The 21186-nt window shown below is 37.1% G+C and carries 18 protein-coding genes; 14 read left to right on the top strand and 4 right to left on the bottom strand.

The genetic code is table 11. The features are described 5' to 3' along the window. The first annotated feature begins 19 nt into the window (after positions 1-19). Together tkt and ACQKNZ_RS13170 are read left to right on the top strand one after the other, a co-directional pair. Complete coding sequence (tkt, locus tag ACQKNZ_RS13175; protein ID WP_151110233.1) at positions 20-2020, top strand: transketolase; 2001 nt, start codon at positions 20-22, stop codon at positions 2018-2020. A 148-nt stretch (positions 2021-2168) separates the two neighbouring features. Further along, positions 2169-2390 carry a YneF family protein gene (locus ACQKNZ_RS13170; protein WP_144537029.1) on the top strand — a complete coding sequence of 74 codons (222 nt, stop codon included), beginning with the start codon at positions 2169-2171 and terminating at the stop codon, positions 2388-2390. A gap of 356 nt (positions 2391-2746) precedes the next feature. On the opposite strand, the gene ACQKNZ_RS13165 is transcribed toward ACQKNZ_RS13170, so the two are convergent. Next, positions 2747-3679 (bottom strand): alpha/beta hydrolase, encoded by a 933-nt coding sequence (locus ACQKNZ_RS13165; protein WP_144537021.1) that lies wholly within the window; start codon positions 3677-3679, stop codon positions 2747-2749. An 11-nt stretch (positions 3680-3690) separates the two neighbouring features. After that, positions 3691-4587 carry a hydroxymethylglutaryl-CoA lyase gene (locus tag ACQKNZ_RS13160; RefSeq protein ID WP_144537019.1) on the bottom strand — a complete coding sequence of 299 codons (897 nt, stop codon included), beginning with the start codon at positions 4585-4587 and terminating at the stop codon, positions 3691-3693. Positions 4588-4695: 108 nt separating this feature from the next. On the opposite strand from ACQKNZ_RS13160, the gene ACQKNZ_RS13155 reads away from it, so the two are divergent. From ACQKNZ_RS13155 to ACQKNZ_RS13100, 12 genes are all read left to right on the top strand, one after another. Further along, positions 4696-5880 (top strand): acetyl-CoA C-acetyltransferase, encoded by a 1185-nt coding sequence (locus ACQKNZ_RS13155; protein ID WP_154310961.1) that lies wholly within the window; start codon positions 4696-4698, stop codon positions 5878-5880. 13 nt (positions 5881-5893) lie between these two features. Next, positions 5894-6157 carry a DUF3886 domain-containing protein gene (locus ACQKNZ_RS13150; protein ID WP_144537015.1) on the top strand — a complete coding sequence of 88 codons (264 nt, stop codon included), beginning with the start codon at positions 5894-5896 and terminating at the stop codon, positions 6155-6157. A 485-nt stretch (positions 6158-6642) separates the two neighbouring features. Next, complete coding sequence (locus ACQKNZ_RS13145) at positions 6643-8322, top strand: hypothetical protein (protein WP_427660051.1); 1680 nt, start codon at positions 6643-6645, stop codon at positions 8320-8322. Positions 8323-8339: 17 nt separating this feature from the next. Beyond that, entirely contained in the window at positions 8340-9575 is a 1236-nt protein-coding gene (locus ACQKNZ_RS13140) for a DegT/DnrJ/EryC1/StrS family aminotransferase (RefSeq protein WP_144537011.1), read from the top strand. 13 nt (positions 9576-9588) lie between these two features. Next, positions 9589-11397, top strand: a complete 1809-nt coding sequence (locus tag ACQKNZ_RS13135; RefSeq protein WP_427660049.1) for a hypothetical protein — start codon at positions 9589-9591, stop codon at positions 11395-11397. A 12-nt stretch (positions 11398-11409) separates the two neighbouring features. Then, entirely contained in the window at positions 11410-12474 is a 1065-nt protein-coding gene (locus ACQKNZ_RS13130) for a prolyl oligopeptidase family serine peptidase (protein ID WP_144537008.1), read from the top strand. Positions 12475-12549: 75 nt separating this feature from the next. Continuing rightward, positions 12550-13983, top strand: a complete 1434-nt coding sequence (locus ACQKNZ_RS13125) for an extracellular solute-binding protein (protein WP_342578491.1) — start codon at positions 12550-12552, stop codon at positions 13981-13983. 131 nt (positions 13984-14114) lie between these two features. Further along, on the top strand, positions 14115-14630 hold the full coding sequence (locus ACQKNZ_RS13120) for a hypothetical protein (RefSeq protein WP_342578493.1): 516 nt from the start codon (positions 14115-14117) through the stop codon (positions 14628-14630). A gap of 67 nt (positions 14631-14697) precedes the next feature. Beyond that, positions 14698-15342, top strand: a complete 645-nt coding sequence (locus ACQKNZ_RS13115) for a YesL family protein (RefSeq protein WP_427660046.1) — start codon at positions 14698-14700, stop codon at positions 15340-15342. A 163-nt stretch (positions 15343-15505) separates the two neighbouring features. Continuing rightward, entirely contained in the window at positions 15506-16438 is a 933-nt protein-coding gene (locus tag ACQKNZ_RS13110; RefSeq protein WP_427660044.1) for an ABC transporter permease, read from the top strand. Between the two features lie 63 nt (positions 16439-16501). Beyond that, a complete protein-coding gene (locus tag ACQKNZ_RS13105; RefSeq protein ID WP_342578498.1) occupies positions 16502-17374 on the top strand; it encodes a carbohydrate ABC transporter permease in 873 nt (290 codons plus the stop codon). A gap of 67 nt (positions 17375-17441) precedes the next feature. Beyond that, the gene (locus ACQKNZ_RS13100; protein WP_191697437.1) at positions 17442-19067 is read left to right on the top strand and encodes an extracellular solute-binding protein; all 1626 of its coding nucleotides are present in this window, start codon (positions 17442-17444) and stop codon (positions 19065-19067) included. 90 nt (positions 19068-19157) lie between these two features. Here the strand turns inward: ACQKNZ_RS13100 and ACQKNZ_RS13095 are convergent, their stop codons facing one another. Beyond that, a complete protein-coding gene (locus ACQKNZ_RS13095) occupies positions 19158-20411 on the bottom strand; it encodes an MFS transporter (protein ID WP_144536997.1) in 1254 nt (417 codons plus the stop codon). 19 nt (positions 20412-20430) lie between these two features. Beyond that, positions 20431-21018, bottom strand: a complete 588-nt coding sequence (locus ACQKNZ_RS13090; RefSeq protein ID WP_144536995.1) for an ArsR/SmtB family transcription factor — start codon at positions 21016-21018, stop codon at positions 20431-20433. Between the last annotated feature and the right edge of the window lie 168 nt (positions 21019-21186).

The raw sequence follows: 21186 nt of genomic DNA, 5'->3' as shown, positions 1-21186 counted from the left end.
GTTCGAGAGGATGTCATTCATGTCATTACAATCAGATCTATTAGCAATTACGACTATTCGTACTCTATCTATCGATGCAATCGATAAAGCAAACTCTGGTCATCCAGGTCTTCCTATGGGAGCTGCACCAATGGCGTACACATTATGGACAAAACATTTACGCCACAACCCAAGCAATCCTAATTGGTTTAACCGCGACCGCTTTGTTTTATCAGCAGGTCATGGCTCAATGCTGTTATACAGCTTGCTACACCTTGGTGGTTATGATCTTCCTATGGAAGAGATTAAAAACTTCAGACAGTGGAACTCTAAAACTCCCGGACATCCAGAATTTCGTCACACAGCAGGGGTAGAAGCAACAACTGGTCCTTTAGGACAAGGTATAGGTATGGCTGTAGGTATGGCCATGGCAGAGGCGCATTTAGCTGCTACTTACAATCAAGAAGGACATTCTATTGTTGATCATTATACGTATGCATTATGCGGAGATGGAGATTTGATGGAAGGTGTAGCTGCTGAAGCTATTTCTCTAGCGGGACACTTAAAATTAGATAAACTAATCGTATTGTATGATAGTAATGATATTTCGTTAGATGGAGATTTACATAAATCTTTCTCTGAGAACATTGAAAAACGTTTTGAATCATACGGATGGAACCATATTTATGTAGAAGATGGTAATGATATTGAAGCAATTTCAGCTGCAATCGACAAAGCTAAATCACAAAACGATAAACCAACAATTATCGAAGTGAAAACAGTTATTGGATTTGGTTCTCCCAACCGCTCCGGAAAAGCAGATGCTCATGGTATGCCGCTTGGCAAAGAAGAATCTCTATTAGCTAAAGCAGAATATAAATGGTTATTCGAAGAAGATTTCTATGTACCAGAGGAAGTTTATGAAACTTTCAAGGAAGCTGCTGAGCGTCAAGGTGTTCAAGAAGAAGCTACATGGAACGAAAGATTAGCTACTTATGAAAAAGAGTTCCCAGAGCTAGCTCAAACTCTAAAACAAGCGATTAATGGAGAGATGCCTGCAAACTTTGCAGATGCACTTAAAACTTATGAAGAAGGAACTTCACAAGCAAGTAGAGCAGCTTCAGGTGAAGCTATTAATGCTATCGCTCAAAATCTGCCTTCATTTTTCGGAGGAAGTGCTGACTTAGCTGGTTCTAACAAAACGACTATTAAAAATGCTGGAGATTTCTCTGCAGATAACTATGCGGGCAAAAACATCTGGTTTGGTGTTCGTGAGTTTGCAATGGGAACTGCTCTTAATGGTATGGCCCTTCATGGCGGTCTACATGTGTTCGGTGGGACATTCTTCGTATTCAGTGATTATGTACGCCCTGCAATTCGTCTATCCGCATTAATGGGATTGCCAGTAACATATGTGTTCACTCATGATAGTATTGCAGTAGGGGAAGATGGACCAACTCATGAACCAGTTGAGCATTTAGCTTCACTAAGAGCTATGCCAGGCTTATCAGTAATCCGTCCAGCTGATTCAAATGAAACAGCGGAAGCATGGAAATTAGCTGTATCCTCTAAGGATCAACCAACTGTGTTAGTGCTTTCTCGTCAAAACTTACCTACACTTAAAGGTTCTGTAGACCAAGCTAGTGAAGGTGTGGAAAAGGGAGCTTATATCGTTTCACCAGTTGAAAATGCAGAGGGTATCTTACTTGCAACAGGTTCAGAGGTTGGACTAGCAGTAGAGGCTCAAAAAGCTTTAGCAGAAGAAGGAATTCAAGTTTCTGTAGTATCTATGCCATCATGGGATAGATTTGAAAAACAAGATACTGCATATAAAAATGCTGTATTGCCTTCTAACTTAACAAAACGCCTTGCTATTGAAATGGGATCTTCTCTTGGATGGCATCGTTATGTTGGATTCGAAGGTGACGTTATTGCAATAGACCAATTCGGTGCAAGTGCACCTGGAGAGATCGTAATGAAGGAATATGGCTTTAGTGTAGGAAATGTTGTTTCTAAGATGAAAAATCTACTACAAAAATAATATTCTTCTTTGCAATTCGAATACTTTCTCTTAAAAGTATTCGAATTGCTATTTATCAAAGAATTTATATAGAATGCCTATGAAATTTATAGTATAATTTCAATTGGTGTCTTGTACACGTAGAGAAGTTGGTAAAGGAGGAGAAAAATTGGATACTTGGATATGGGTTGTTATAGTAATTGTCGCTTTAATCGGTGGTGTTGTAATCGGATTTTTTGCAGCACGACAATATATGATGAAATATTTGAAAGAAAATCCACCAATCAATGAACAAATGCTACGTATGATGATGGCACAGATGGGTCGTAAGCCATCCGAAAAACAAGTGAAACAAATGATGAACCAAATGAATAAAATGCAAAACAAATAATTAAAGGCACTCATTAATTGGGTGCTTTCTGACTGTAAACATCTCAAACTAATTGAGCTGTTTGCAGTTTTTTATATACACTCATTTTATTTTAGGATTATTTCTAGTATGAAAAAGGATTACTTCAAAAATATTTGTTGAATTTTATTAAAGTAGACTCCCAAAGAATATAGATTCTCTTTAAGGAGATTTTCACTCTGAATTTATTATGTAAAGATTTCAATTAGGAATGATTTGTTATCAATAAAAATAAAAAGAGGATTCCAATTCTATAATGGAATCCTAATCTTAAAATTTTATTATTCAATATGCTTAATTAATGGAATATTAATCGTTTAAAATCAAATTAGAAATGCCTATTTTTCCCCTAGCAAGCTATATTGCTTTAAAAAATCTGATACAACTTCTTCATATTCCTTGCTATTTTCATTAAACGATTTAGCGTGTGCTCCTACATCGAATAATTTGAGCATTTTAGGTCCTTTTTTCTTTTCATATAAATCTTCTGTCATCTTTGGCAAGATGAAATCATCCTCCATACTATGAATAAATAAAACAGGTTTTTCTATTTTATCTACTACATCAATCGGAGATACCAAATTCAAGGTGTAACCATCTCGCCATTTTAAGAAGAGATTAGCAAATCGGATGGCTAAGCTAGAGCGAAGTGGGGTGGTTTGGGTAAGTAAATGATAAACCTGGTCTTCAAAATCAGAGAATGCGCAATCTGAGATATAGAAGTCTGCATCGTCAATAATAGAACCGGCATATAGCAGGGTGGTGGCTGCTCCCATTGACTCCCCGTGTATCCCAATTACCGCTTTTTCGCCTGCACGTTCCCGAACTGCTTCCACTATTGCCTGTAAATCCATTTTTTCGTAATAACCAAAGCTTGTCGTTTTACCTCCAGAATCACCATGTCTACGATGATCATAGACGACGCAGTTAAAGCCAAGTCTTTCGAACATTCTTACAAAACGTAGCGAATTAATCTTATTCTCAGTAACACCATGACAAATGATGACGTAATTCTTCGTTTGGAGAGGTTCAATGAAAATCGCTTTCAGAGAGTAACCATTCTTCGAGGGTATCCACCGTTCTAATTTGTTTACAGCATTAAACCAGACCTCATCTAAACGTTTGGAAGTAATTTCTCTATTGTATATAAAGTCATCTTCTTTTTTCTTCATGTACATGAGTTTATTCGTGAGAAAAAAACCAAACACAGTGGCTACTGCTGTAAGAATACTTGTGAAAATACTCGTCCAAACGATAACTCTTTTTTTCATAAGCTCAGCTCCTACTTGCTCTTATATAATCTATACATCCCTGTCTCAATTGGTCTGGAAACATATGGAGCAACGATATTGACTGCTTTTAATAATTCGTCCATATTGATATTGGTGGAAATATCCATTTTATGTAGCATATTCACAACATCCTCAGTTGCTACATTTCCTGTGGCACCGGGTGCAAAAGGACATCCTCCTAAGCCACCTGCAGATGTGTCGAATCTTGAAATACCGGCCTGTAGGGCTGCAAATATATTGGCAATCCCCATTTTGCGAGTATCATGAAAATGTGCAGTAATTAATGTATTCGTAAATTCATTTTTTATAGCATGGAATAAATTATAGCTTTCTTTTGGATTCGCCATTCCAATGGTATCTGCTACACTAAGTTCGTTTACACCCCATGACACGAATTCCTTGCATAGGTCGATTGTCTTTTGTGGATCGACCGCACCCTCAAAAGGACAATAGAACGCAGTAGAAATACATGCTCGGACAAAATGTCCATCTTCCATTAGTTTTTCCACAATAGGCTTTAATTCATCCATACTTTCTCTTGTAGTTTTGTTAATATTTTTTTGGTTGAAGCTATCTGATACACCTACGAAAACTGCGAAGCTAGTAGCTCCATTTTCCATTGCTAGCTCTACACCTTTTTTATTTGGTGTTAGTACAAATTGTCTACCCACTTTTTTAACTTTCGTAACGATCTCTTTTGAGTCTTTCATTTGTGGAACCCATTTTGGTGATACGAAAGAACTTAGTTCCATTTCTTCTATACCAGCCTGTTGAAGCTGTTCAATAAAAGCTAATTTTATTTCTGTTGGAACCTCATTTTTTTCATTTTGTAGGCCATCTCTTGGTCCTACCTCGATTATTGTCACTTTATTTGGTAAACTATACATATTCATCCCTCCCTCTTTTATTGTAATGAATGGATGGTTGAACAAGCAAACTTTTAATTTGATTTATTAGATTTTATTGAAAAAGGGAATATTAAGGAGGAAATTCACGTGACAAATGAAGTTGTGATCGTAAGTGCTGTTAGAACAGCGATTGGTTCTTTCCAGGGTGGATTAAAGGATATACCAGCAACTAAACTTGGGGCTATCGTTATTCATAAGGCATTAGAAAAAGCAGGGGTAGAAAAGGAATCAGTAGATGAAGTAATCATGGGGAACGTGCTTCAAGCAGGTCTAGGACAAAACCCTGCCAGACAGGCATCCATTCAAGCTGGACTTCCACAATCGGTTTCAGCTCTGACTATAAATAAAGTATGTGGTTCAGGACTTAAAGCAATTCATCTTGCTACTCAAGCAATTATTGCTGGGGATGCAGAAATAATTGTAGCTGGCGGTATGGAAAATATGAGCCAAGCTCCTTATCTATTAAAGAATGCTAGAGACGGCTTCCGGATGGGAGACCAAAAAGTAGTGGATAGCATGATTTCCGATGGACTATGGTGCGCATTCAACGATTATCACATGGGCATAACGGCAGAAAATCTTTGTGACCGTTATGAAATCTCTCGAGAAGAGCAGGACAAATTCTCTGCGCGATCACAAGCAAGAGCTGCAGAAGCTGTAGAAAATGGAAAGTTTGATGAAGAAATAGTTCCTGTGGAAATTCCACAAAGAAAAGGAAATCCCGTTATCTTTGATAAAGATGAGTATCCGAAAAAAGGGTCTACTGAGGAAAAACTAGCTGGATTGCGTCCGGCATTTAAAAAAGATGGGTCTGTTACCGCTGGAAATGCTTCTGGTATTAACGATGGGGCAGCTGCTGTAGTTGTAATGTCTAAGCAAAAGGCAGATCAATTGGGCCTAAAACCTTTGGCTACGATTGTGGCTAACGCATCTGCTGGAGTAGATCCAAGCGTAATGGGTATTGGTCCGGTAGAGGCAGTGAAAAAAGCTTTGAATAAATCCCAGTTATCTCTAAGTGATATTGAGCTTATTGAAGCAAACGAAGCTTTTGCAGCTCAATCTATAGCAGTTGATAGAGAGCTATCCTTCAATCATGATATACTAAATGTAAATGGTGGAGCTATTGCTTTAGGCCACCCAATCGGTGCTAGTGGTGCTCGTATTTTCGTTACTTTACTTCATGAAATGGAGAAGAGAAATGCTAAAACAGGACTTGCGACACTTTGCATTGGTGGAGGTCAAGGGGTAGCTACTATTGTGAAACGCTCATAAAGTAGGTGAAAAAATGGCTAAAAAAAAGCAAAAAAGACATCAACAGCCGCAAGCTAAATCCTCTTCTGTAAAAGAAGAAGGTAATGCTCTTTCAGATCAGCTTTCTATGGATGTTCTTGCTAAGTTAAAAGAAACGAAGAAACAGTTAGTGACAGCTGAACAAGAAAGAGAAGAGGAAAGACAGGCACAGCTTGCTTTTGAAAAAAAACAAAAAGAAAAGAACAAAACCTTTGAAGAGCTACTCGATGAGTATGGCTTTGGTGGTTCTAAGTTCTAATTGAAGACCTATTCACCCGCAAAGGTGAATAGGTTTTTTTATTAGATAAGGAATTTTTAAAAATTAGCATAGGGCTATTTGATAAGTAGAATATTATTTTTCCTTCATCTTTAGAGCACACAATCCTCTCAATAAGTAAAAGAATTTATTAATAACTCATCTTGATGTGTTATATGCTGAAACCGGTTGGTTTACCTCCGAAATCGGTCCGTTCATCTAAAATTTATCCTTTAAATCAGGTGCAAACGGCTAGAAGAATCAGTTTACGACAATAAATGTGTAGATTACTACAATGAAGCCTTGTTTTACAGCAATCTTAGCCTCATTTGAAAACCCAATTTCCAGAAACAAAAACTCGATTTAAAAAAATATATAAAATTTTCAAACAATTTATTGATAAAAATATCCAATTATACTATGATTATCATAACAATACAATAGACATGTAATATACCTGTCTGTTCCTATAGAGGAGTGACCATTCGATGAAAATGGCAAGGCTGGGGGTTCTTTTTGATAGAGAGGAAGCAGAGAAGCAATGGGGGAGGGGAAACAATGTTTTTGAATGTTATGTTTATGAAATTCTCGACCATTTTAGACTCCCTTATCAAAAAATAGATAGTTTGGAACAACTTAATTCCTTTGATTTATTGATAGTCGCTCAATGCTCGGATACTGAAGCTACTCAAGCTACTCAAGCAAAAATACTAAACTATGTAGAGTCTGGGGGAATTGTGATTGCATATGGTGGACTAAATAATCTGAAGGATAAGCTAGGATTTAAAAGTCAACATATTTCCACTGCAGGATATGCAGAGCTTTCGACTTTTCTCAATCAACAGACCCCTCTTCGATATCTTCAAGCGGAACCTTGGACCTATGAAGGGACAGAGTTATCGCACAGCCAGTTAGGGACATTGCTAAATGAGGATGCGTATGCACTACAGCGAATTCAGCACGGAAAGGGCTCGATTGAGCGTTGGGCGGTTCCTATACCACAAACGATCGTTGCTATGCAGCAAGGAACTGCTCCAGTAACTTTAGACGGCATTCCAGCACCAGATGGGAGTGCAAATATTGATGAGGATATTTTAAAGGCAGATGATGGCTTCGAGCTAGATTGGGATTTAGATAGAATCTTTACCCAAACAGGAATGCCGTATTTTCCTCATCCTTACGCAGACTTATGGAGAGAGGTTATTCTAGAGCATCTTGTTAAATGTGCAATGGATAAACAACTTACTATTCCTCTTATTGATTATTGGCCAACTGACGTGAAGCATATGGCTATGATCTCTCATGATAGTGACCTTAATGTTGATGAATCAGCACAAATAACACTAGATACACTAAAATCAGAGAATGTGCAATCCACTTGGTGTATGATTGCGCCTGGTTATAATGCTTCTATTTATGAGCAGATAAAAAAAGATGGTCATGAAATAGCACTCCATTATAATGCGCTTGAGCAGGATGATGGCATTTGGTCGCAGGAAGCCTTTGAAGCACAGCTTACATGGCTACAACAATCTACAAAAGTTGAAAATATAATTTCAAATAAAAATCATTATACGAGATTCGAAGGGTGGGGAGAATTTTTTGTATGGTGTGAGAAATATGGGATTGAAGCAGATCAGTCGAGAGGGCCAAGTAAAAGAGGAAATATAGGATTCCTATTTGGAACATGCCAACCTTATTTTCCAATGGCTTGGGCGGATGAAAAAAATCGACTATATGACGTGTTGGAGATTGGTTTCCTGACGCAGGATTTAAATCATCATACATTAGCTGATGCAACGGTCATTGAACCGTTTCTTGAAGGAGTAAAAAGAGTGAATGGAGTGGCCCATTTTCTATTTCATCAAATTCATATTTATCAGCAGCAACCTGTTCGTGAAGCTATAGTCCAATTAATCCATACTGCAAAGCAGCAAGGCTTTTCGTTCTGGACCAGTAAGCAAATTAACAATTGGGTAAGAGGAAGAAGAAAAGTAGAAATCATAGGTATTTCCGATTTAGGTGAGATCGAGCTTAAAGGGAATATATATGAGGATAAGTTAGTCGTTCTTTTGCCTGTTTCGGCTGAAACTTCACAAACGGTCAAACGTTTTGGATTGAACTGTAAAATTGCTTCTATTGCCAATCATATATTAAAAGAAGCTTAATGTTGGAGGGGCTTATGATGAAAAACAATACTTTAGCAATATTTGGTGGCCAACAAGTAAAAACGACTCCCTTTGGTACTGGAAAGCGCTTTGGCTTAGATGAAGCGACGGAGCTGCTTGAAGCATTAGAGCAGAATACTCTTTTTTATCATTTTGGCAACAAGGTCAAGCAATTTTTATCCGATTTTAATGAAATGTATGGAGTAAAGTATAGTGTTGCAACCTCCTCGGGTACTGCTGCGCTTCATGTAGCCTTAGGAGCTGCTGGCGTTACAGTAGGTGATGAAGTAATAACAAGTCCGATAACAGACCAAGGTACCGTTATCGGAATTCTGTATCAAAACGCTGTCCCGGTGTTTGCAGATTTGGAGCCACATAGCTATAACCTAACAGCTGAATCTATCGAAAGAGTAATTACGCCGAAAACCAAAGCAATTATCGTCGTTCATCTTGCTGGCAACCCCTGTGACATGGAACCAATCATGGAGCTTGCTAAAAAACATAAGATAAAGGTGATTGAGGATTGCGCCCAAAGCTATCTAACCACATACAAAGGACGTTTGACGGGAACAATTGGAGATTATGGGTGCTTCAGTACAAATGATTTTAAGCATATATCTACTGGAGATGGCGGAATTGTTACTATTAATTCTGGTCAAGAGGAAGATTACTACACAACACATGCTTTTGCGGACAAAAATTATAAAAGACAGGAAAAGTCAGTTATAAGGGATATCGAATACTTGGCACCAAATTATCGAATGACAGAGCTACAAGGTGCAGTTGGTATAGCTCAATTAAAGAAGCTGGAATGGATTTGTACGAGACGAAACGAGCTTGGAGAACAATTGACCGTAGGAATACAGAATACGAAGGGCATTCATCCAATGAAAATTACTAAAGGTGGATGGTGTAGCTACTGGTTTTATATGTTCACTCTGGACTCGGAATCTTTGAAATGTACACGTGAAGAATTCTCGACGGCACTATTAGCAGAGGGTATACCAAACTCACCTGGGTACATACCACAGGTTCTGTACGCTCAAAGTTTATTTCAACAAAAGCAGGCTTACTTAAATAGCCATTATCCTTTTGACCAAGGTAACTATGATTATGCTATTGGAAGTTGTCCGAACGCGGAAAGAATTTTGCAGAATGCAATTCGACTAGATATCAATGAGTTTTTTGAGAACAAAGATATAGAGGATATGATTACGGCGTTAAATAAAGTAGCAGCCCATTATCGTGTGTAAGGGAGAGGTCTTTATGTATCATAAATTTATAGATCATGGGACTCCTATTGACGCGGAGGAAGAGCGAACTGCTGCCTTATGTACGAAGGAGGAGGGCACTAGATTTGTTATTGCTTCAAAGGGGTTTGTATTAATAGTTGACATAGACATGGGTAGTTCCAAACAGGTTTTTTTCCCAGAGGGAAATAAAGAATATCCTTTTGCTTCCTTTAGTAGTAATGGGCTATTTTATACAGGTGCAGGAAATATGCTGCTGGTGTTGGACCCGTTCTTGGAACGCTTCATAGATTATCAAATGATTGAAAATGAAGAAGAAATTGTTGGATTTAGTTTTGCGGAGGATTTAACAGGTAACATTTATTTCACCACCTATCCACGATGTTTTTTACTATCCTATAATCCAGAAACGAAGAGTGTCATGGATTACGGCTCCATGCATTCACAAGAAAAATATCCAAGTAGTCTTGCAGTTGACGAATATGGCTGGGTATATATTGGAGTAGGTACAGAATTCAAGGACATAATAGCCTTTCATTTAAAAACAGGCAAGAAAAAGAATCTAATTCCCTCTTCCCTTAGGCAAAAGGGGTCAGGTTATGTTTACCTTGGCACAGATGGTTTTGTCTATGGGCATATGGAGGCATCAGATATGAGGGATGTATTAACAGCTTCACAGTGGTTAAAGTTCACAGAGGGTGAATTTCAGACTGCTAATTATGTTGCACCATCTTATTATGGAGGAGCTGGATTTCAAAAAATACACCATTATCAAGAAGCATCCTATGAAATATTAAGCTACAGTCTATCGAAAAGATATGTAGAAATTGTAGAAAAGAAAACTGGAGTTCATACAACCATTCAGCTAAATTATCAGTCGGATGGAGCTGAACTCTCTACTATTTATCTCGATATATCCGGGTACATTTATGGAACATCCATGCATCCTCTACAATTTTTTCAATTTGATATATCTAATAACTCCTTTAAAAATTTTGGAGCACTAGAAAAAGGCGGCGGTGGAAATATTTGTGCCTATGCCTCCCAGGGCGATTTACTGGTGGGAGTAGCTTATGCAGGTGGCAAGCTTTATGTTCATAATATGAATCAGAAATCAGAAAAACCTACTAGCCCTCGCTTAATTTTAGAGGAGGAGCATATTCATCGTCCACGATGTGCTCTTGCCACGAGCGATAAAAAAGAAGTCGTATGGGGTGGATTTCCGGGTTATGGGGTAGTTGGTGGTGCTTTAGCATTCTTTCATATCGAGACAGAAAAACATACTGTAATTTCTAATAATAATATTTTACCTTATCACAGTACGATCTGTCTTAGCGAGCTAAGAAACGGGGATATCGTTGGTGGAACTAGTGTAGAAGCCCCAGGAGGAGCCGAGGTTAAAGCGCAAGACGCCAATTTGTATGTGTTAGATAAAAAAACAAAACAATTGAAGTATAAATTTGCTCCCTATAAAGGAACACGGGAAATCATCTCTCTTTATACGGATAGTTATGATTACGTTCATGGAGTGACGGAGAAAGGTTTATATTTTGTTTGGATGCCGTCAACGAACACAATTATTACTGAAAAAAATCTCTCTCATTATGGGGAGCCTATTCGCTCTTGTTTCGTGTTTGATGAGCTCACCCAATCTCTTTACTGCCTGATGAGTAAAGGACTCTTCGTGAAGAATTTGCAATATCCAAGCGCTGAAATTCTGTTAGTTGAAGAATTACCCACAAAGGCGAGTAGTGGAATTGCTCTCTATCAAAAAAGAATTTACTATGGGAGCGGCAGTCATTTGTATAGCGTAAGTCTAGATTGATGGAGGGCAGGAATGTATACATTAACGACTTTAAATCAACAAGGGGCTTCATCCCTTTTACAAGAAATAGGAAGTAAAGAAGACTGGGAGAAAAAGAGAAGTCAAATAGAAAATACATGGCGTGAATGTATTGGAGAAATCCCGCCATTAGTAAAAACGCAGTTTGAATTATTCTCATGGGAGACATTTCCTGAATACTATTTTCTAAAAGTAAAGTATGCTACGGTTTTTGGAGATACTGTGCCGGCAAACCTGCTACTGCCAAGAGAGGTTAACTCAAAAAATCTGACTAGTAAGAACGATGCTCTGGAAATCTTATATTCGAAACAATTACAGTATCCAGCAGTGATTGCCCTACATCCTACGAGTGAAGTAGGGAAAGACGATGTAAGTACGCCAGAAGGTAGAGAAAATAGACAATATGGACTTGAACTTGCCAAGAGGGGATATGTAGTTCTTGCACCTGATACTATTACAGCAGGAGAACGGGTTCTAGATATCGAAAAACCTTTTCAAACAGCAACCTTTGATACGCAACATCCTAATTGGTCGGCAGTGGCGAAGATGATTATTGATCACAAGCAGGGAGTTAGTCTGTTAGAGAATATTAAATGCGTTGATAGCAATAGAATAGGTGCTATTGGTCACTCTTTAGGAGGCTATAATAGCTACTTCTTAGCTGGAGTTGATCGAAGAATAAAGACAGTGGTTTGTAGCTGTGGGTTTTCTACAATTGCTGAGGATCCAGAACTGCATCGATGGGGTAAACGAGAATGGTTCAGTCATATACCAAAGTTAAGTGAATATATAAATGAGGGTAAAGTTCCTTTTGAGTTTACAGAGATAGCGGCATTGGTCGCACCAACCCCTTTTTTTGTGTGGATGGGGCAAAATGACTATATATTCCCACATTGGAAGCCGGCTGCACAAGGCCTGAATGATTTAAACTCCTTATATCGATGGTTAGAGAAAGGGGAGCGAATTCAAACGCTTATTGGAAACTCTGATCATGATTTTCCAAAAGAAATTAGACAAATGGCTTACCTATTTTTAGATAGGTGGTTAAAGGAAAAGTGATACTATCAACCTTCCACATGATATTATGTATTTATAGTTAATTTGGGCCGATTTGAGGCAGGGGAGTTGTATGCATTGCTAAAAAGAAAAAGTGACTTTGAAAGTCGTTATAACAAGTTTATCCATGAGGTAAAGCAAGAAATAATTACAGGAAAGATTAAGCCTGGAGAATTTATCCTTCCAGAAAACACTTTGAGTAAAGAGTATGAGCTTAGCCGGGTATCCATACGAAAAGCATTAGCAGAACTAGTGGACGCAGGCCTAATAGAAAAAATAGCTGGAAAGGGCAACCGAGTTACATTGCCCTGTGAAACACAGAAGCAAACGATTACACTTGGATGGTTTTCCAACTCTTACGAAATAGAGACAATCCGTCAGATTATTAGTCGATTTGAAGAGCTTAACCCATATATAAAGGTAAATCTTGAAGTTTTGCCGAATAATCAGTATGTCTATAATCTTTCACAAGCCTTTAAGCATGGAAATGGTCCAGATGTTTTTATTGTTTCGGATTATCATTTTAGACAATTGATGGATTCAAATCGTTTAGACCTGCTAGAGCCTTATTTACCAGCACATCTTGATTCGGAGAAGGATAGCTATCATCAGATTTTTGATATGTTTACTACGGAAGGTAAAATTCATTTGACGCCATTCGTCTTCTCGCCAGTAATGATTTGCTATAATAAGGACATTTTTAAAAAAGCGGGGATAACTGAAGAATTTTTAATAAAGGATTGGGAGGATTTATTGCATATTTCTCAGCAGGCTACTAATGAAGTTAGTGAGGATAATCTTATTAATGAGTATGGTTTTTGTTTTTCCTCTTCTACAAACCGTTGGCCAGTATTTCTTCTGCAAAATAATGGACGTTTTATCGGTTCCGATGGTTCTCAGCCAGTGATGAACAGTCAAGAGAATATAGAGGCGCTTGAGTTTTGTGTAGATTTGATGTATAAGCATCAAGTTTCTCCAATATTTTCTCATGGTAGCAATGACCTCGCAGAAAACTTGTTTATGCGTGAAGGAGCTGCAATGATTCTAACCACCTATTATTTCATGAATGAATTTAGGGACCATAAAATACAGTGGGACGTAATTCCCCCTCCCAAAAACAAAAAATCTGCCACCCTGTTACTAGGTGGTGCTTTGGGTATCAATGTGGACAGTACGATGAAGGAGTCTGCACATGCACTTATTGATTTTATGGTTGGTGAGGAAGCGCAGAAGCTTATAAAGAAAAATGGCTGTACGATTCCAATGCTTCGGACTGTGGCAGAAGATAATAGTCTTTTACAGACTGGGATTCATCCGGAACACTATAATGCATTTATAGAAACGATGCCAAATGCTGTAACTATAAAGGATTTAAATCTGACTGTTGAAGAATTTGAATTAGTTGAACGAGAAATGCAATTCCTATGGGCGAATATGGAAAAATCACAGGATACGTGTCAAAGAATTCAAAACCTACTAGAAGGAAAAAATTCCTTAGTAAAAAATAGTTAGTTTTTTTATGAAACGGCAGGTAGGTTAATTGATTTCTTTTTTATCTATGCCTCCGAATGTAATAGTAAGGTAAACAGTTTGTTGGGGCAGCAATTGAATTGCGATATTTCTACGAAAGGAGGAGAAAAAGCATGAAATTAGCCTTGCTTAGTCCTCATGCCCCTCAAGTCGGTTTTTATTATAACTTAACTAAAACAGAATCTCACTTAGTGTTTAAGATAGACCGAGCAATAGAACAAAAGGTAGACTATTTATTTTTTCCTAAAGAGGAACAGATTAGTAGAAGAGCTTTAATTCATGACAAGATTACATTTTTAGGTAAACAGGCTTGGATAACTTTTTTGAACAATGAAATGTATCCATCCAAGTTTTCTATTAAAGGTGCAAGTTCCCTTGAAATAGAAGGGAATCATTTTTGTCATGTGAGCAACGATGCCAATATTTCAGTATATTTTTACGAAGCTTCCGTATTGATCATGTTAGAGGTAAAAGAAGATACTACAGTTTCACTAAAAATACCGAGGCCAATTCAAATTTTGATAAATGGTAAAGAGACTATAAAGGCACAAGGGATTTGTGGCTTCCAAAATGGAATGCTTAAGTTAAAACTAGAAAAAGGTCAATATAGCGTGGCGGTTACGCTATAAATAAGTCTTTTCTATTATAAATAGATGGAATATTTCGTGAATCTTATAAATATAAGAGGTGTTTGGTATGGAACTGACAGGATGGAGAGGTACATTATATCGATATATGGACTGGGGGATGAAACTTGCTTATGTAAATATCCTTTGGTTAGTTGGAACGGTCATAGGGCTGGGGATTCTAGGATTTTTTCCAGCTACTGTTGCAATGCTTACCATTATTCGTAAATGGAGCAATGGGGAAGAAGATATAAAGTCCTTTACACTCTTCAGAGAAATCTATAAAAAAGAATTCCTCAAATCTAATCTATTTGGTTACATATGGGTTATTATTGGCATCATTCTTTTTGTAGATTTACAATTTTTCCGTAGTTTGCCTAACATAGCTGCTTTAATAGCTTCCTTTTTCTTTTTTATACTAGGGGTCATTTATTTGATTGCTCTATTATATGCGTTTCCACTCTATGTTGGTTATCAGATGAAGCTAATACAATACTTTAAAGATTGTCTTTATATTGTACTTTCCAACCCATTATTTGCAATATTCATGGTTTTAGGATTTTATTTTCCTTGTTATTTAATGATGAAGATACCTGGACTAATCCCTTTTTACGGTGGAAGTTTAATAGGTGTTGCTTTGATTTTTATCTCTAATAAGATGTTTCAAATCATAGAATCTAAGCAGAAGCACAATATTAATACGGCGCACAAATAATTTTAGAAAAATATTGAATAATTGTAAAATTTAAACTAATATTATTATAAATACAGGTATTATACAGGTAATCAATTTGGCGAATCAGTATAAAGGAAAGGGGAAATAAGTTATTGTAACTAAAAATAAGAACATAGAGACAGTTGTACCTCCAGTAACTGAATTGAAGAAAAACCCCAAGCCGTCCAAGAACAATTCCATTAAACAAAAATTATGGAGAGATCGCTATTTATTGTTACTTCTTTTGCCGGGGGCATTATATTTTTTAATCTATCGATATATTCCTATGGTCGGTATACTTCTTGCATTTAAGGATTATAGTCCCTTTATAGGGTTTATTGATAGTCCTTGGGTAGGGTTAAAATACTTTCGATTAATATTTGAGGATGCTGAAGTGGTGCAAGTTATATGGAATACACTACAAATTTCTCTACTACAAATTGTTTTTGCTTTCCCAATCTCAATTATTCTGGCCCTCATGCTAAATGAGTTAAGGAACCAACTTTATAAAAGGTTTCTTCAATCAATTGTTTATATGCCACACTTTCTTTCGTGGGTAGTAGTTGTTGGTATTACAGTTATTTTTCTTCGGAGTGAAGGTTTGGTGAATAACGTTCTAGGAACCTTTCTAGATATAAATCCTATTCCTTTTTTAACTGATCCAGCTATGTTTAAGCCCATTGTTATCCTTCAAGTCATATGGAAGGAATCTGGGTGGGGAACAATATTGTTCTTGGCCGCCTTATCAGGAATCAGCCCTCATCTGTACGAGGCTGCAGTTATGGATGGTGCAAGTCGAATGAGACAGATTTGGCATATTACTCTACCTGCATTGAAAAGTACGATTGTCATTCTGCTAATTCTTCGCCTAGGAAATGTAATGGATAGCGGTTTCGAGCAAATCTTTCTGATGTTAAATCCCTTCAACATGGAATCTGGGAACGTGCTCGACACATATGTATACTTCAAGGGAATACAACAGGCTAATTTCAGCTTTGCTACCGCCGTTGGCTTATTCAAAGGAATTATTGGATTAATATTAGTAGTACTCGCAAATAGGCTAGCAAAACGCTTTGGAGAGGAAGGTTTATATTGATAGATTGATAATTTAGGATGATGAGACTATGAAGTAAGGTCTCATTTGATAGGGGGTATGTTAATGTTCAGATCTTCAGGAGAAAAAGTAATGGATTTTTTTAATGGAACGGTTCTTTTAGTTATTGCTGCTGCAATGCTATTTCCATTTTTATATATTTTCTCAGTTTCTTTTTCCAGCGTCAGTGATGTATTAAATAGCGATTTCCTCATATGGCCAAAGGAATGGGTGACTGATGCCTATACGTATATACTAGGTTCTGATCAATTTGTTAGGTCCTTATTTGTGACAGTTTATATTACTGTAGTAGGAACCTTTGTTAACCTATTGTTTACCACCACTATGGCTTACTCATTAACTAGAAACATTTTGGGTCAGCGTACAATTCTTTTTCTAGTTTTATTTACAATGCTTTTTTCAGCGGGGATGATTCCGACTTATATCGTTGTAAAGGAAACAGGATTATTAAATTCCCTATGGGCACTTATAATCCCTGTTGCAATCAGTCCTTTTAATTTGATTATTATTACTCAGTTTTTTAAGGGCATTCCTGAGGAACTAACTGAGGCAGCGCTAATAGATGGTGCAAATGATATTCAAATATTTACTCGTATTATCTTGCCTTTATCTAAGCCGGCCTTGGCGGCGTTTGGTTTATTTTACGCGGTAGGTCATTGGAATAGCTATTTTTCGGGAGTTCTCTATTTAAATGATCCTGCAAAATGGCCGATTCAAGTAATTTTAAGGCAAATCGTTATTGTCAACGAACCTAATGCTGCACTCGGTGGGCATGCAGCCATGCTTGAAAATTTACCACCACCAGAAACGGTACAGATGGCAGCTATTTTGTTAGCCACCTTACCAATTTTGATAGTCTATCCTTTCTTACAAAAACACTTTGCTAAAGGAGTGATGCTTGGATCTGTCAAAGGATAACTTTCTATTGTAATGACATCGCAGATTTTTTTCACCAGCCAACAAAAATAGTAACGGAGGGGTTAATGTGAGAAGTAAGCAGTGGTTTTATGGTTTTATAATTCTTATTATTGGTCTTGTTTTAGTAGCTTGTACCGATGAAAATGCCCAAACTGAACCAACGAAAGAGCCTGCAGATGAAACAAAGACTGAAGAAGGAAATAAAGAGGAACCTAAAGTAGATCCTTTTGATCATACAGAGAAGTATACAATTACAGGGATGACATTCCGTTTTGGAGATCCGCCACCACTAAAAAGTCCAGGACTTGATATGATCAACGAGCGCTTCAATGTAGACTACAAGCCAGAAATTATACCTCAGGGAGATTACATTGAAAAGTCTTCTGCTATAGTAGCATCCGGTTCTATGCCAGATTTAATCGGTTTTCCAGGCACAGATACACGCTTTTATCAATGGGCTGAACAGGGAGCGTTCTTGCCACTAGATGATTATCTTAAGCACTATGACACGCTAGGAAACATTCCAGACTATGTCTATAACTCTTTTAAGGTGAATGGCAAAATATATGGTATTCCTCGTTACTCTCAACCATATCCTGTAACGCCAGTTATTCGTAAGGATTGGTTAGATAAGCTTGGCTTAGAAATCCCAACAAACTATGAAGAATTAGAGAAGGTTGCAATTGCCTTTACGAAGGAAGATCCGGATGGTAATGGTAAAAATGATACTTATGGGGTTGCAATTGGAGAAAATATTAACCCGAATTTTAACATGGGAACATACTGGGATTTTAATGCATGGTACCACCAAGACGAGGAAGGCAATTATATCCCAGGTATCATTTCTGAAGGAAGAAAAGATTTGATTCAATTCTTCGCTAACCTTTATAAAGAAGGTGCGATGACAAAGGATTTCGCAGTACTTGATTGGGCTAGTACAAACACTGAGTTTTATTCTGGTAAGGCTGGAATATTTGTTGGTGGCGTTTCAGGTATGTCAGAGGCTTACTTTGAGGGATTATTAGCAGCAAATCCAGACGCTCACTTAGTAGCAATTCCTCCTTTTGAAGCACCTGATAAATCAAAAGGCTTTACAATCGGATCTGGCTATTCAGGAATTCTAGCACTTAATGCAAAAATGGCTGGTGATGAAGGTAAGATTTTCCGTGCATTAGAAATGGTAGACTTCGGGAAGAAATTCTATCCAAGAGACACGAAAAATCCAGACAATGCGGATTTCGATTTCTATTTAGGTGGAGAAGGTAAAGGATATAACATGGAAGACGGGCAGGCTGTTCAATTGCCAAACTTCTCATCAGATGGGCTTTCTCCTTCAACTTATTTCTTAGACAATCGTGAGCAAGTACCAACAGATGCAAATATCACATATGCTGATGACTACAAAATGCCAGAGATGAAGGAAATGGTTCAATCTTTACAAGAAATGTTTGAAGCCAATAAATTATATGTGGATCCATCATATGGGGTTATGTCTCCAACTAACCAAGAAAAAGGTACAGATCTAACTCAGTTCATTATGAACGAGCAATCCAAAATGATTGCTGGCCAAAGACCGATTTCTGATTGGGATAGCCTAGTAGATGAGTACATGAAACGAGGTGGAGAAGCAATCATCAAGGAAACAAACGAAGGTATTAAAGCAAAAGGCTACACAGAAAGAGAATGGAAATAATCTCAAAGTAAGGGCTGTCTCAAAAGTTTACCAGACTTTTGGGGCAGCTCTTTTTTATAGCTTTCCATAAGGACTATTTATCTTCAAACACTAATTTACTTCTTTTATTACTCTTGAATTCAACGTAAATATTATAGAAATAATTACTATTAAAATGCCACATAAAAGCATAATGTTCGAAATTGTTATATTCAACATTAGTGCTAATGAAACAAACCCATAGGAAAGTGGGACAAGACCATTAGATGAGGCATTAATAAGGCTCATTACTCTTCCCATTTTTTCTTCATCACATTGCTCTTGAATAAGGGAGATGAGTGAAACATTAATTATCGAGGAAAGGACGCCCATCATCAAAAGTAAGATAATACCTTGCCAAACTGCTTCGATTTGACCAAGTAAAGATAAGAGAAGCCCCAGGATAGAAATGATTAGTAATACTATTAGTCCTCTTTTCTTTCTTAAGTTTAGTAATCCTACAATTATGGCACCGACTAACATTCCACCTTGGTAAGAGCCTTGTAAAAAGCTTAAATCTAACGGTACTCCATGGATCACTTTGTCTACTAGAAGTGGTATGCCCATGAGAAGCGGACCGAAAAAGAAAAAGTTAATGACAACTAGAACAAACAACATATTTTTAAGGAAGGGCATCTTCCAAACATAGGAAAATCCTTCTTTTAATTTCTCTTTCGTACTATCCATTTTCGAGGAGTTTTGTTTACGATTTTCTTCCTTTATGAATGCGGAAAAAACAAAAGTCAAAGACAAAAAGAATGCGATTAACGAAAATAAAATACTAAAAGATCCTACAGTAAGTACCCATCCACCAATCATTGGCCCAGAAAACATAGCAATTTGGTTTGAGCTTTGAATAAATGAATTTGATCTTGTAAGAAGATCTTTGGAAACTAGGTTAGGAAGTAATGATGTATTTGCTGGAGAAAAGAATGCATCTAATACTCCAAATAATAATGCAAAGCAAATTAGAGGCCAGAATTCAAGAATATCCATTCGTAGAAAAAATACCATAATTATAACCAAAACACATCTTACTAAACTTGAAACAAGCATAATTTGAGATCTTTTATAGCGGTCTGCCCATACTCCACCAATTGTCATAAAGATGATACGTGGTAGCATAGTTACCATCATCACAATCCCAAGGGCACTTTCTTTATTTAGAACCTTGATGATATACCATTGCTCCGCAAATAAATAAGTAGATAGTGCTAAAAAAGAGGTTGTACTTGATAACCATAAAAAAACAAATGCTCGATTTCTTAACAAATTTGAAGAAAGGAATTCATTCTTGTTTTCCCTTAACACTTGCTCTCTACTCAATAGATATACTCCTTTTACCTTATGGTTTGTTTTTAAAGATAGGTTCTTCAATCTGAAATGCAGTGGTCATAATATAATAGTTTTGCTGTTCAAGGTCTGTATCTTTTTCAAGCTCATCTAGTAGCTCTCTATACTTCCGAGTAAATTCGAGGAATTTGTCTTTACTAACTTTTACTTCTTTTTGAATAGAGAGTTTAGGCCATTCTTCGACATTTGACGAATTTAATTCAAAGGATTTATCAGGTGCAGTTAAAACTCTGGTCTTAGCACGATCAATTACCTCCAAATATGACTGTCTAGTAGCCTCTTTTGCTTCCACGTAACTTAATAGGTTATCGGCAGGGATGAACCCCTTTGCTACAGCTTGGTAAAACTTTAGAATATTTCCTCCGCGTTCTTCCTTTCTTACAAGCTTAATGATTTGGTGCTTCTCCAGTTCTCGAAGATGATAAAGAATTTTTGCTCTAGATAAGTTGAGTTCCTGGGCAAGCATATGTCCTGTGTGGGGTTGTTCGACTAGTAGCATCAGCATTTTAGTACGTAACGGATCACTAATAACCTTTAACTGTTCGTAGCTTTCAATTATAAAAATGGATTTTTGCTGCATGTAAATTCTCCTTTTTAACCGGTTAATATTTATTAACTGTAATCCATTATGTAATAAATGTAAATAGATGTAACGTGTTTTTATGTAAAAATAAAAAAATTTTGAAATTTTGACGGTAAGAATATAGACGATACTATATTAAGAGAAATTATTGGGTTAGAATGGATA

This window comes from Psychrobacillus sp. NPDC093200 (assembly GCF_050280345.1).
Lineage (GTDB): Bacteria > Bacillota > Bacilli > Bacillales_A > Planococcaceae > Psychrobacillus > Psychrobacillus faecigallinarum.
Note: the sequence above shows the minus strand (reverse complement) of the source record. Positions and strands in the feature narration are given on the sequence as shown.